Consider the following 13,381-nt stretch of genomic DNA (forward strand, 5'->3'; position numbering starts at 1 on the left):
ATGAGTGATGTTTCCCCAACCGTTCTCTTTGAACACCCGCTGAACGAAAAAATGCGCACCTGGCTGCGCATCGAATTCCTGCTGCAACAGCTGCACGGCCAACGCGCCCTGAGCGAGACAGCCATCGCCCTCACCTTCTTTCGCACCGTCTCCGATTTGCTGGACGTGCTGGAGCGCGGCGAAGTACGCACCGAACTGCTCAAAGAGTTGGAACGCCAGCAGCAGAAACTGTTGGCCTGGGCCGATGTGCCGGGCGTGGATATGGCGCTGATCGACCAGCTGCGTGGCCAGCTGAAGTCGCGCTCATCGGCGCTGATGGCGGCGCCGCGCCTCGGCCAGGCGCTGCGCGAAGACCGGCTGATCGGCCTGGTGCGTCAGCGGCTGAATATTCCCGGCGGCTGCTGCAGCTTTGATCTGCCGACCCTGCACATGTGGATGCACGCGCCGCAGCAGGATCGCGATGCCGACGTCGCCGCCTGGCTGCAGTCGCTGGATCCGCTGAACCAGGCGCTGATCATGGTGTTGGATCTGATCCGCCAATCCGGGCCGTTCCGCAATCAAATCAGTCTGAACGGTTTTTTCCAGGACAACGCCGAAGGGGCGGATCTGCTGCGCTTGCGCCTCCATCTGGCACCGCAGCTTTATCCGCAGATTTCCGGCCATAAGACGCGCTATGCCATTCGTTTCCTGCCGCTGGATAGCGAAAATGGCGCGGTGCCTGAACGCCTGACGTTCGAACTGGCCTGTTGTTGAACTTGTGAAAGAAAGCCTTCTCAGCACTGACAGAAGGCGTAAGGAACCGTTATGACGACCGTAGTAAAATGCCCAACCTGTGGCACCGGCGTGGTTTGGGGTGAAGTCAGCCCATTCCGGCCGTTTTGCAGCAAACGCTGCCAGCTGATCGATCTCGGCGAGTGGGCCGATGAAGAGAAGCGCATTCCGAGCAACAGCGATCTGTCGGAAAGCGAAGACTGGAGTGAAATGGACGATCGCTGATCGCCCGCTATTGGCCTGGCGGACGCCAGGCCAACCTTGTTATTGCGCGGCGTTCGCCTGCGCCACCAGCAATTGAATAATGCCGACATTGGCTTCCGGGAACTCGTCTTCACGCAGATCCGCCTGTTTTACCCAGCGCATCGGTTGCCCCTCACGGCCGAACGGCTCACCCGCCCAGGCTTCTACCAGATAAAAATTCAGCGTCACGATACGATCGCTGAAGCGGTGCTCCACCACCTCCAGCAGTTCGGCGCGTTCGGCTTCGATACCGGTCTCTTCCCGCAGCTCGCGGCTCAACGCCTGTTCCGGCGTTTCACCCTGTTCGATCTTGCCGCCGGGAAACTCCCAGAATCCGGCCATGTGCGCGTCAGCGGCGCGGCGGGTAATAAAAATTTCCCGCTGAGCATTACGGATGATGCCCACGGCGATATTCAGATGTTTCATCTCACCCTCCTGATGGGTGTCAAAAAAACAGGGGCTCAGCAAGCTGAACCCCTGGGTGTTATCGGTCAACCGCGGCCGGCATTACTGCAGGCGACCGTGGCACTGCTTGTATTTCTTGCCGGAACCGCATGGGCAAGGATCGTTGCGGCCCACTTTACGCTCGGCGGTCGCCGGCGCATTCGGATCTTCAGTCGCCAGCGCGTTCTCGTCGTGGTGGCTCAGCTGTTGCTGCTGCGCCAGACGCTCGGCCTCTTCACGGCGCTGCTGTTCCAGCGCTTCCACCTCTTCCGGCATCCGCACCTGTACCTTGCTCAGCACGCTGATCACTTCATATTTCAGCGATTCCAGCATGGTGGCGAACATGTTGAAGGATTCACGCTTGTACTCCTGCTTCGGATCCTTCTGCGCGTAACCGCGCAGGTGGATACCCTGGCGCAGGTAGTCCATCGCCGCCAGATGCTCTTTCCACAGAGAATCCAGCGTCTGCAGCATCACGCCCTTCTCGAAGTTGCGCATCATCTCGCTGCCGACCACTTCTTCCTTACGCTGATACTGCTCTTTGGCGTTCTCCAGAATGCGTTCGCGCAGCGTCTCTTCGTGCAGCTCCGGCTCTTTGTCCAGCCACTGGGCGATCGGCATCTCCAGATCGAAGTCGTTCTTCAGGCGCTCTTCCAGCCCCTGAATGTCCCACTCTTCTTCCAGCGACTGCGGCGTGATGTAGTTGTCGATGGTGCTCTTGAACACGTCCTCGCGGATGCTGGCGATGGTTTCGCTCACGTCGGACACGTCCAGCAATTCGTTGCGTTGGCTGTAGATGGCGCGGCGCTGATCGTTGGCGACGTCGTCGTATTCCAGCAGTTGCTTACGGATGTCGAAGTTGCGGCTCTCTACCTTGCGCTGAGCATTGGCGATCGCCTTGGTCACCCACGGGTGCTCAATCGCTTCGCCTTCTTTCATACCCAGTTTACGCATCATGCCGGACACGCGATCCGAGGCGAAGATACGCATCAGGGCATCTTCCATCGACAGGTAGAAGCGGGATGAACCGGCGTCGCCCTGACGACCGGAACGGCCGCGCAGCTGGTTATCGATACGGCGCGATTCATGGCGCTCGGTGCCGATAATATGCAGGCCGCCCGCCGCCAGCACCGCGTCGTGGCGCTCTTTCCAGGCGGCTTTGATAGCTTCGATCTGCTCTTCGGTCGGTTCTTCCAGCAGCGCCACTTCGGCCTGCCAGCTGCCGCCCAGCACGATGTCGGTACCACGGCCCGCCATGTTGGTAGCGATGGTCACCGCACCGCTTTGGCCGGCCTGGGCGACGATGTCCGCTTCCATGGCGTGGAATTTGGCGTTCAGCACCTTGTGGTCGATGCCCGCTTTGGTCAGCTCACGGGACACCACTTCGGATTTCTCGATTGAGATGGTACCCACCAGCACCGGTTGGCCTTTGGCGGTACGCTCGCGGATATCTTCAATGATGGCGCCGATCTTCTCTTTCTCGGTCATGTACACCAGATCCGGCATATCCTTACGGATCATCGGACGGTTGGTTGGCACCACGATCGTGTCCAGCTTGTAGATCGAACTGAATTCGAAGGCTTCGGTATCGGCGGTACCGGTCATCCCGGCCAGCTTCTCGTACAGACGGAAGTAGTTCTGGAAGGTGATCGAAGCCAGCGTCTGGTTCTCGTTCTGGATCTCCACGCCTTCTTTGGCTTCCACCGCCTGGTGCAGACCGTCGGACCAACGGCGGCCCTGCATGGTACGGCCGGTGTGTTCATCGACGATGATCACTTCACCATCTTTCACGATGTAGTCCACGTCGCGGGTGAACAGCACGTGGGCGCGCAGCGCGGCGGTAACGTGGTGCATCAGCATGATGTTGGTCGGCGAGTACAGCGATTCGCCTTCATCCATGATGCCGGCGTCCACCAGCATCTCTTCGATCAGGATCAGACCGCGTTCGGTCAGGTGGACCTGACGCGCCTTCTCGTCCACCGAGAAGTGCCCTTCACCCTTGAAGGTGTCGGAGTCTTCTTTTTCCTGGCGGATCAGTTTAGGGATCAGCTTGTTGACCTTGATGTACATCTCAGAGCTGTCTTCGGCCGGGCCGGAGATGATCAGCGGCGTACGCGCTTCATCGATCAGGATGGAGTCCACCTCATCCACCAGCGCATAGTGCAGTTTGCGCTGCACGCGCTCTTCCGGGCTGAACGCCATGTTGTCGCGCAGGTAGTCGAAGCCGTATTCGTTGTTGGTGCCGTAGGTGATGTCGGCGGCGTAAGCTTCGCGCTTGGCCGGCGCCGGCATGCCCGGCAGGTTGATGCCGATGCTCAGGCCGAGGAACTCGAACAGCGGACGGTTGTTTTCGGCGTCACGCTGCGCCAGATAGTCGTTGACGGTCACGACGTGCACGCCGCGGCCGCTCAGGGCGTTCAGGTAGGCCGGCAGCGTCGCGGTCAGGGTTTTACCTTCACCGGTGCGCATCTCGGCGATGCAGCGGTCGTTCAGCACCATGCCGCCCAGCAGCTGCACGTCGAAGTGACGCATGCCGAACACGCGCTTGCTCGCCTCACGCACCACGGCGAAGGCTTCAGGGATCAGGCTGTCCAGCGACTCGCCTTTCTCCAGGCGTGCGCGGAACTCGTTGGTTTTCGCTTTCAGCTCGTCATCGGACAGTTTTTCCATGTCCGGTTCCATGCGGTTGATCTGCTCAACCACTTTGCGCATGCGGCGCAGGGTACGATCGTTACGGCTGCCAAAAACTTTGGTTAATAATTTCACTAACATGATGTTTGATATCTCTGTCATGACCGCCGAACACGGCAGTCAACTTGCTATTATTTATGGTTTTTGTGCCCGAAGGGCGAGATCAGACGAGGGCGGCGGGCCCGGCGCGAATGCCCTGCACCTGCGCCACCCACAGGCCGGTCTGGTGGCGCGCCAGCGTGGGCAGCACCTCAAGGTGAGTGTGGCGAATAATGGTCGGCGGTTTCGGCTCGTGCGTCAGCAGCGCGTTAAGGGTAGACAGCAGCGCCAGTTGCGCTACCTGCAAAGGGGGTTCCGCTTCGGCTTCGCTCTCCTGCACCCGCGCATAAACCGCCTGCGGCGCCAGCGCGAAAGAGAGGTGACGAATGACGGTGCGCAGCGCATGTTGCTGCCAATAATCTACGCTGAAGGTAGGACGGCGATGCGCGTCCTGCAGCAGGGCCAGGCTGTTGAACGTGCCATTGACCGAATTTTGCCGGTTAAGGCTGGACGACGTATTCGGCAGTGCGGCCTGATCGGGGGCGCCGGACAAATTGGAAGACGCGCCAAGCGTGGCCGCAACCATCCCTAACAGGAGATGGGGCCAGAAATAACGTCTGCCAAATTGTCGCCAACGATTTAGAATACCGATCACGAGTTTATAATCCGCCGGAGCCCATTATGCGCGATAGCCGTCCACAATTATTAGATGTCCTGTTCGACGACGCGTCTGCCGGCAGCAAAGGGCCGCTGCATAACGTCCAGCAACGCGCGGTGGCGCTGCTCAAGCTTAACCGTGCAGTGAAGGGCCTGTTGCCCGCTCCCCTGCATCCCTGGTGCCGCGTCGCGAATTTCCGACAGGGTATTTTAGTGCTCGAAACGGCAAATGCCAGTTGGATGATGCGCTTGCGCTACGAACAACCCGCTTTGCTGTCTGCACTACGAGCGCAAATTCTACCATCATTGTCGTCGATCGACATCAGGATTAATCCGGCCTTGATGGCGAAAGGCAGCAACCAGGTGCAAAACGCAGAGAAAGCGCCGGAAAAACCCGTGCCGATGCGGCATTTGAGTCTGGAAAGTGCGGAAGAGCTGAGAGGGTTGGCGAGCCGTAGCCCGGAGAAACTGCGCAAGATATTGGAACGGCTGGCTGCATTGGCCGGAGAGGGTACCAACACAACCAGTCGTGATAAGTAATCAGCGACACAAACTGCAAAACAGCCGGCATCATGAGCCTGAATGATCAGGCTCTCAGGGGATGCGCCTGCCGTTATTCGCAGGCGAGGAATTCGGACCTTACGCCAATACGGTAGACGGCGCCTTGAATGCCAACGGCATTTCGGCTTCGTCCTGGAAGGTCACGTATTCCCACGCTTCCTGCTTGGCCAGTACGGCCTGCAGCAGTTTGTTGTTCAGCGCGTGGCCAGACTTGAACGCGGTGAATGCGCCAATGATGTTGTGGCCGCACATGAACAGGTCGCCGATGGCGTCCAGCATTTTGTGACGTACGAATTCGTCTTCGAAACGCAGACCGTCTTCGTTCAGCACGCGATAGTCATCTACCACGATGGCGCAATCGAAGCTGCCGCCCAGGGCCAGGCCGCGGGACTGCAGGTATTCAATGTCGCGCATGAACCCGAAGGTGCGCGCACGGCTGATTTGACGCACGAACGACTCAGCCGAGAAATCAAGACGGTAGCGCTGAGAGCTGGCGTCGATAGCCGGGTGGTTGAAGTCGATGGTGAAGTCCAGGCGGAACCCGTTGTGCGGGGACAGCTCGGCCCATTTGTCGCCGTCTTCAACGCGTACGGTCTCTTTCAGACGCAGGAATTTCTTCGCCGAGTTCAGCTCTTCGATGCCGGCATCCAGCAGCAAGAACACGAACGGACTGGCGCTGCCGTCCATGATTGGGATTTCAGCGGCGTCGACTTCAATGACGATGTTGTCGATGCCCAGCCCAGCCAGCGCGGCGTTGAGGTGCTCAACGGTCGAAATACGCACGTCATGCTCATTCACCAGGCAAGTACAGAGCATGGTATCACGCACGGATTTTGCATCAGCCGGAAAATCAACCGGTGGATTCAAGTCAGTGCGACGATAGATGACCCCGGTATTAGCCGGCGCTGGGCGCATTGTCAGCGTGACTTTCTTGCCGGTATGCAAACCGACGCCAGTCGCCTGAACAATACGTTTTAATGTCCTTTGTTTGATCATCGTTTTATCTCGCAATGTTATCCATCCTACCAGCCAAGCATACAGCATGGCCGGCGGGACAGTTTAGCACAAAGAGCGGAGATTCCAAATTCTCAGGATATTCTTAGTCTGCCTGTTTACGCAGGAAGGCTGGAATATCAAGATAGTCGGGCTCTTTATTCGGCTGCGCAGCTTGGTCGTTGACCACCTTGGCGGCAGGTTTCACTTCCTGCGGCAGAGGCGACATGCCGTGCTGCTGATAACGGTGATCCATCACTGGCTGGCTGGCCTGCTTATTGGTCACCAGAGTGATTTCTGGACGCTTGTCCATACCGATACCGGTTGCAACCACGGTTACGCGCAGTTCGTCGTTCATTTCCGGATCCAGCGAGGTACCGATAACCACGGTAGCGTTGTCGGAAGCGAACGCACGGATGGTGTTACCCACGGTTTCGAACTCATCCAGACGCAGATCGAAGCCAGCGGTAATGTTGACCAGCACGCCGCGCGCGCCGGACAGGTCGATGTCTTCCAGCAGCGGGCTGGAGATCGCCATTTCGGCCGCTTCTTCGGCACGGTCTTCACCGCAAGCCACGCCGGAACCCATCATCGCGTAGCCCATTTCGGACATCACGGTGCGCACGTCGGCGAAGTCGACGTTCATCAGGCCCGGACGGGTGATCAGCTCGGCGATACCCTGCACCGCGCCTTTCAACACGTCGTTGGCCGCACCGAACGCGTCCAGCAGAGAGATCCCGCGCCCCAGCACTTTCAACAGCTTGTCGTTCGGGATGGTGATCAGCGAGTCCACGTGTTTGGACAGCTCAGCGATACCCTGCTCCGCGAATGCCATGCGCTTCTTGCCTTCGAAGTTGAAAGGCTTGGTCACCACGGCCACGGTCAGAATACCCAAATCTTTAGCCACTTCAGCCACCACTGGCGCCGCACCGGTACCGGTACCGCCGCCCATGCCGGCTGCGATGAAGACCATGTCTGCGCCGTCCAGCGCTGCGCGCAGGGCTTCGCGGTCTTCTTCCGCTGAATTGCGACCCACCTCAGGGTTCGCGCCCGCACCCAGACCTTTGGTAATACCGCTACCAATCTGGATGGTTTGGCCAACCGCCGTTTTGCGGAGCGCCTGGGCGTCCGTGTTCACAGCGAAGAATTCAACACCTTCGATGCGCTCGCGCACCATGTGTTCAACGGCGTTGCCACCGCCGCCGCCGACGCCGATGACTTTAATCACCGCGTCATTGGTTAGTTCCATTGGTTCAAACATAGTTTCTCTCCGTTTTGTGCCTGTCGCTGCGAGATCATAAAAAGATTACTCAGCATGATCTCTTTGTTGAAACATTAAAACTCTTTTCTCAGCCAGCTATTGATGCGTTTAAACCAATTGCCCACCGAGGCGCGTTTTTCTACTTCCGTCTCACCGCTCAGGTGAGACTCTTTTCCATAGTGCAGCAGACCTACCGCCGTCGAGTAGTAAGGCTCCTGCGCATAATCCGTCAGACCCGTGATGTTCAAGGGTTGGCCGATGCGTACCTGGGTGTGGAACACCCGTTGCGCACAGGCTGCCAGGCCATCAATCTGGGCGGCGCCACCGGTCAGCACGATACCTGCCGCCAGATGATGCTTCACCCCTTGCTGACGCAGTTGCTCCTGCAATTGCAAAATTTCATCGTTAACCAGATTCAACAGTTCGGTGTAGCGTGGCTCAATGACTTCAGCCAGCGTCTGTCTTTGCAGACTGCGTGGGGGACGTCCCCCAACGCTAGGCACCTCTACATTCTCATCCTTGCTAACAATCGACCCAAGCGCACAACCGTGTCGAACTTTAATCGCTTCCGCGTCGGTCGGCGGCGTGCCAAAGGCGTAAGCGATGTCGCTGGTGACCACGTTCCCGGCGTAAGGGATCACTTTGGTATGGCGCAGCGCGCCGCCGGTGTACACCGCCATATCCATGGTGCCGCCACCGATATCCACCACGCAAACGCCGAGTTCGCGTTCATCTTCGGTCAGCACCGCGTAGCTCGCGGCCAGACCGGCGAAAATAAGTTGGTCAACTTTCAGGCCGCAACGTTCCACGGCCTTGACGATGTTCTTCGCCATATCGTTATGGCAGGTAATCAGATGCACCTTGGCCTGCATGCGCACGCCGGACAGCCCAACCGGGTTTTTGATGCCTTCCTGATAATCGATGGCGTATTCCTGAGGAATCACATGCAGGATGCGGTGTTCGTCGCGCACGCGCACCGATTTGGCGGTGTGCACTACGTTCTCCACGTCGTCCTGCGTCACTTCCTCTTCCGAGATCGGCACCATACCGATTTCGTTCTGGCAGCTGATGTGCTTGCCCGACAGCGCCAGATACACTGACGAGATCTGGCAGTCCGCCATCAGCTCGGCCTGATCGATGGCGCGCTGTACGCACTTCACCACCGACTCCAGGTCGTTTACGCCGCCCTTATCCATGCCGCGAGACGGGCAGCTGCCCACCCCGATAATGTTGACCATGCCATCGGGCAGAACTTCCCCTACCAACGCGGAGACTTTTGCAGTACCGATCTCCAGTCCAACTACCAGTTTTCTGTCCGTCGACTTGATCATTGTTGTTTTGCCTGTGCCTGATTCTGTTGCTGATTACTGTTTTGCTGACCGCCAAGCGCCTGCGGATCGACCAACACCGGAGCCCACCCTACCGAAGCGCCGGACTCGTAGCGCAGATCGACATAGCTGACACGCTTGCTCTCCGCCTGGCCCTGCTGTTGCAATACCGGGTAAAGCTCGATAAACCGCTGCAAACGCCCGTTGCGGTCATCGCGCCCCAGCTCAAGCCGAACATCGTTGTCCAGCGCCAGCTGCCAGGAATGGCGCGCGGTCATCGCCGCCATTTTCAGCGTATATTTGCTGGCCGCCAACGTGGCGCTCATCGCCCGATAGCCCTCCAGCACATCCTGCTCGCTCCCTTCCGGCCCGTAGAGCAGCGGCAACTTCTGCTTGCCCGCCCGCTCCGCCGGCACGCTGAACGCTTTGCCCTCGGCGTCCACCATGTGCAAATCGTTCCAGCGCGCCACCGGGACGTACTCCACCAGATGGATCTTCAGCTCATCCGGCCATTGTTTGCGCACGCTGGCCTGCTTGATCCACGGCAGACGTTCGATCTGCTGCTGGATGACGTCCACATCCTGCGTCATAAAGGTGCCGGGTGCGCCCAGCGCCAGGATCGCCTGACGAATATCATCGTTAGTGGTGTAGTGGCGTTCGCCGGTCACCACCAGCCTTGAGAGCGGCAGGCGACTGGCGTCTTTCATCCAGCCAAGCACCGCCCAACCGCTCCACACGACCGTTCCCAACACCATCAGCAGGAAAATCATTCCCGCCAACTGGGTTCCATTGCTGCGGCGCGGGCCGTTATCCACCTCGCGATCGCGCGCATTCAGGGCAGCTTGCGACATATCAGTCGGCCAACTCCAAAATTCTCGCCACTAGCTGCGAGAAGCTTAATCCAAACTGGCGCGCTGCCATCGGCACCAGGCTATGACTGGTCATGCCCGGAGAGGTGTTCACCTCAAGCAGATAGAAGCTGCCATCGCTGTCTTGCATTACGTCGACGCGGCCCCAGCCGCTGCAGTCCAGACCGCGGTAGGCGCGCAGCGCCAATGCCGCCATCTCGGCTTCCTGCTCGGCGCTCAAACCGCTCGGGCAGAAGTACTGCGTATCGTCCGAAATGTACTTGGCCTGGTAGTCGTAAAACACACCGGCTGGCTGGATGCGGATCGACGGCAGCACCTGGTCGCCCAGCATTGCCACGGTGTATTCCGGCCCGCTCAACCACTTCTCCACCAGCACATCGTCGTCATGGCGGAAGGCTTCTTCCAACGCCGCTTCCAACGCAGCGCTCTCGGTGACCTTGCTCATGCCGACGCTGGAGCCTTCACGGCTTGGCTTGACGATCAGCGGCAGACCGAGATCCGCCACGCGCGCCAGCAGCGCCGCTTTTTCGGTGCCGAAGTACAGTTGGCGATTCAACGCCACGTAAGGCGCCACCGGCAAGCCCATCGACTGCCACACCATCTTGGTGCGCCATTTGTCCATGGTCAGCGCCGAGGCCATCACGCCGCTGCCGGTATAAGGCAGCTCGAGGAACTCCAGGAGCCCCTGCAGGGTGCCATCCTCGCCGCCGCGGCCGTGCAGCGCGATAAACACTTTGGTGAACCCCTGCTCTTTCAGCTGGGTCACCGGGAAATCGCGGGTATCGACGCCGTGCGCATCGATACCGGCTTCGCGCAACCCGGCCAGCACCGCGGCGCCGGATTGCAGAGAAACGTCACGTTCAGCGGAGGTGCCGCCCAGCAGAACTGCAACTTTATCAGCCATGGTGCTCCTCCTCTTTCTTCGGCGGCTGCAGCTTCAGCTCGGCCAGTTTACGGGCGATTTTGCCCACGTTACCGGCGCCCTGCACCAGCACCAGGTCTTCATCCTGCAGCAGCTGCGCCAGCGTTTCCGGCACGCTATCGGCATCGGAAACCAGGATCGGATCCAGCTTGCCGCGGCTGCGGATGGTGCGGCACAGCGAGCGGCTGTCCGCGCCCGGGATCGGCGCTTCGCCGGCGGCGTACACGTCGAGCATCAGCAGCACATCCACCTGCGACAGCACGTTGGCGAAATCGTCGTACAGATCGCGAGTACGCGTGTAGCGGTGCGGCTGGAAGATCATCACCAGACGCTTGTCCGGCCAACCGGCGCGCGCCGCCTTCAGCGTGGCGTCCACTTCGGTCGGATGGTGGCCGTAGTCGTCCACCAGCATCGCGCTGCCCGCTTTGCCGTTGACCGGCTCCAGCGGGAACTCGCCGAGGAAATCGAAGCGACGCCCGGTCCCCTGGAAACCCGCCAGCGCGCGCAGGATATCTTCGTCGTCGATGCCTTCTTCGGTCGCTACCGCTACCGCCGCCGCCGCGTTCAACGCATTGTGGCGGCCCGGCGCGTTCAGCGTCACCGTCAGCAACGGCTTGTCCTGACGGCTCAGGGTAAAGTGCCCCTGCGGCCCAATCTGCCGGTAGTCTTCAATGCGCACATCAGCATCTTCACTGAAGCCATAAGTGGTGATATGGCGACCCACGCGCGGCAACAGCTCGCGCACTACCGGATCGTCGATGCACATCACCGCACGGCCGTAGAACGGCAGGTTGTGCAAGAAATTGATAAACGTCTGCTTCAGGTTCTCGAAGTCGCCCTGGTAAGTGTCCATATGGTCGGCTTCGATGTTGGTGACCACGGCCACCATCGGCTGCAGGTGCAGGAACGACGCATCGCTCTCATCCGCTTCCGCGATCAGATAACGGCTGGACCCCAGTCGCGCGTGGGTGCCTGCCGCCTTCACCAGCCCGCCATTGACGAAGGTCGGGTCCAGGCGGGCTTCGGCATAAATGCTCGAGACCATCGCCGTGGTGGTGGTTTTGCCGTGCGTGCCGGCGATAGCAATGCCGTGGCGAAAACGCATCAGCTCCGCCAGCATTTCAGCGCGGCGGATCACCGGGATGCGCGCTTCACGAGCGGCGACGATCTCCGGGTTGTCGGCGGAGATGGCGGTAGACACCACCACCACGCTCGCATCCAGCACGTTTTCCGGACGGTGATTGAAGTAAATCGTCGCCCCGAGCGCGCTCAACTGTTGGGTCACCGGATTCGGCGCCAGGTCGGAGCCGCTGATCTGATATCCTTCGTTTGCCAACACTTCGGCGATACCACCCATGCCGGCACCACCGATGCCGACAAAGTGAATGTGCCGGACGCGACGCATCTCGGGCACGATAGTACGTAGTTTCGCCAGTTGTTGTGTATTCATCACTCTCTCTAATCCGGATCCGGTACCCCGGCCCTACATCACATTGCTTTTATTCAGGTTCGGCGCGCCGAACCCCTGCACTCGTTACCTGGCGAGCCGCACCAGCTCCGCCGCCACGCGCTCGGTGGCGTCCGGAATGGCGACCGCGCGCGCTTTCTCGGCCATGGCCAGCAGCGTCTTGCGATCCCAGCTCGCCAGCAGCTCGGCCACCACATCGGCGTTGAACTGCGGTTGTTCGATAATCTTCGCCGCGCCGGCTTCTTCCAGCGGACGTGCGTTCCAGTACTGTTGACGATCCTTGTGCATGAACGGCACGAAGATCGCCGGCAGCCCCGCCGCCGCGATTTCGCTGACGGTCAACGCGCCGGAGCGGCAGACCACCACGTCGGCCCAGGCATAGGCGGCTGCCATGTCGTCGATGAACTCGGTCACCTTGTGCTGCGTCTGCCCTACCCTCTCGTAGTCGCGCAGCACCGTTTCCAGCGCGCCCTTGCCAACCTGATGCCAGAGCGTAATTCTATCGCCCAAACGCGCCGCGACTTCAGGAACTGTCTGATTCAGCACGCGCGCGCCCTGACTTCCGCCAATCACCAACACACGGATCGGGCCTTCGCGCCCTTGCAACCGCTCCGCCGGCAGTGGCAGCGCCAACACGTCGGTACGCACCGGGTTGCCCACCACCTCGGCGTTCGGGAACGCGCCGGGGAAGGCCTGCATCACTTTGGCGGCGATGCGCGCCAGCCAGCGGTTGGTCAAACCGGCGATGCCATTCTGCTCGTGCAGCACCACCGGGATGCCGCACTGCCAGGCCGCCAGGCCGCCGGGGCCGGAAACGTAACCGCCCATCCCCAGCACCACATCCGGCTGATAGCTGCGCATAATGGCTTTCGCCTGCCGCACCGCCTGCCAGATCCGCAGCGGCGCCGTCAACTGGGCCTTCAGGCCCTTGCCGCGCAGGCCGGAGATGCGGATAAAATCAATCTCGATCCCGTGCTTCGGCACCAAATCGGCTTCCATTCGGTCTGCGGTTCCGAGCCAGCGCACCTGCCAGCCCTGCGCCATCAGATGATGCGCGACCGCCAGCCCCGGGAACACGTGCCCGCCGGTACCGCCTGCCATCACCATTAAACGCTTAGGTTTCCCGCTCATCCC

The 13,381-nt window shown here is 60.0% G+C and carries 13 protein-coding genes; 3 read left to right on the forward strand and 10 right to left on the reverse strand.

What is annotated here, in order from left to right:
• Positions 1-753 (forward strand): cell division protein ZapD, encoded by a 753-nt coding sequence (gene zapD, locus ACMGGK_RS19915; RefSeq protein ID WP_016929080.1) that lies wholly within the window; start codon positions 1-3, stop codon positions 751-753.
• A 51-nt stretch (positions 754-804) separates the two neighbouring features.
• Positions 805-996, forward strand: a complete 192-nt coding sequence (gene yacG, locus ACMGGK_RS19920) for a DNA gyrase inhibitor YacG (protein WP_004932737.1) — start codon at positions 805-807, stop codon at positions 994-996.
• A 39-nt stretch (positions 997-1,035) separates the two neighbouring features.
• Here the strand turns inward: yacG and mutT are convergent, their stop codons facing one another.
• The 3 genes from mutT to secM form a co-directional block, all read right to left on the reverse strand.
• Positions 1,036-1,440, reverse strand: coding sequence for an 8-oxo-dGTP diphosphatase MutT (gene mutT, locus ACMGGK_RS19925; protein ID WP_028127851.1), 405 nt, complete (start codon positions 1,438-1,440; stop codon positions 1,036-1,038).
• Between the two features lie 81 nt (positions 1,441-1,521).
• Complete coding sequence (secA, locus tag ACMGGK_RS19930) at positions 1,522-4,230, reverse strand: preprotein translocase subunit SecA (RefSeq protein ID WP_033641260.1); 2,709 nt, start codon at positions 4,228-4,230, stop codon at positions 1,522-1,524.
• A gap of 82 nt (positions 4,231-4,312) precedes the next feature.
• Positions 4,313-4,843, reverse strand: coding sequence for a secA translation cis-regulator SecM (gene secM, locus ACMGGK_RS19935; protein ID WP_420277151.1), 531 nt, complete (start codon positions 4,841-4,843; stop codon positions 4,313-4,315).
• A 26-nt stretch (positions 4,844-4,869) separates the two neighbouring features.
• Between secM and ACMGGK_RS19940 the strand changes: the two genes are divergently transcribed.
• The gene (locus ACMGGK_RS19940) at positions 4,870-5,385 is read left to right on the forward strand and encodes a DUF721 domain-containing protein (RefSeq protein ID WP_004932751.1); all 516 of its coding nucleotides are present in this window, start codon (positions 4,870-4,872) and stop codon (positions 5,383-5,385) included.
• Positions 5,386-5,484: 99 nt separating this feature from the next.
• Here ACMGGK_RS19940 and lpxC read toward each other — a convergent pair whose 3' ends face one another.
• The 7 genes from lpxC to murG form a co-directional block, all read right to left on the reverse strand.
• Positions 5,485-6,402 carry a UDP-3-O-acyl-N-acetylglucosamine deacetylase gene (lpxC, locus tag ACMGGK_RS19945; protein ID WP_004932754.1) on the reverse strand — a complete coding sequence of 306 codons (918 nt, stop codon included), beginning with the start codon at positions 6,400-6,402 and terminating at the stop codon, positions 5,485-5,487.
• A 103-nt stretch (positions 6,403-6,505) separates the two neighbouring features.
• Positions 6,506-7,660, reverse strand: coding sequence for a cell division protein FtsZ (gene ftsZ / locus ACMGGK_RS19950; protein ID WP_004932757.1), 1,155 nt, complete (start codon positions 7,658-7,660; stop codon positions 6,506-6,508).
• A gap of 74 nt (positions 7,661-7,734) precedes the next feature.
• Entirely contained in the window at positions 7,735-8,991 is a 1,257-nt protein-coding gene (gene ftsA / locus ACMGGK_RS19955) for a cell division protein FtsA (RefSeq protein WP_004932758.1), read from the reverse strand.
• Positions 8,988-9,839: a cell division protein FtsQ gene (ftsQ, locus tag ACMGGK_RS19960; RefSeq protein WP_004932761.1), complete on the reverse strand. Its 852-nt coding sequence runs from the start codon at positions 9,837-9,839 to the stop codon at positions 8,988-8,990. Before ftsQ ends, ftsA begins: the two co-directional genes overlap by 4 nt.
• A 1-nt stretch (position 9,840) precedes the next feature.
• A complete protein-coding gene (locus ACMGGK_RS19965) occupies positions 9,841-10,761 on the reverse strand; it encodes a D-alanine--D-alanine ligase (protein WP_049300164.1) in 921 nt (306 codons plus the stop codon).
• Complete coding sequence (murC, locus tag ACMGGK_RS19970) at positions 10,754-12,229, reverse strand: UDP-N-acetylmuramate--L-alanine ligase (protein ID WP_028127852.1); 1,476 nt, start codon at positions 12,227-12,229, stop codon at positions 10,754-10,756. Before murC ends, ACMGGK_RS19965 begins: the two co-directional genes overlap by 8 nt.
• Before the next feature lie 84 nt (positions 12,230-12,313).
• A complete protein-coding gene (gene murG / locus ACMGGK_RS19975) occupies positions 12,314-13,378 on the reverse strand; it encodes an undecaprenyldiphospho-muramoylpentapeptide beta-N-acetylglucosaminyltransferase (protein WP_028127853.1) in 1,065 nt (354 codons plus the stop codon).
• Positions 13,379-13,381: the final 3 nt, after the last annotated feature.

The sequence above is a fragment of the Serratia sp. BNK-33-b genome (genome assembly GCF_048684565.1).
Classification (GTDB): Bacteria; Pseudomonadota; Gammaproteobacteria; order Enterobacterales; family Enterobacteriaceae; genus Serratia; species Serratia marcescens.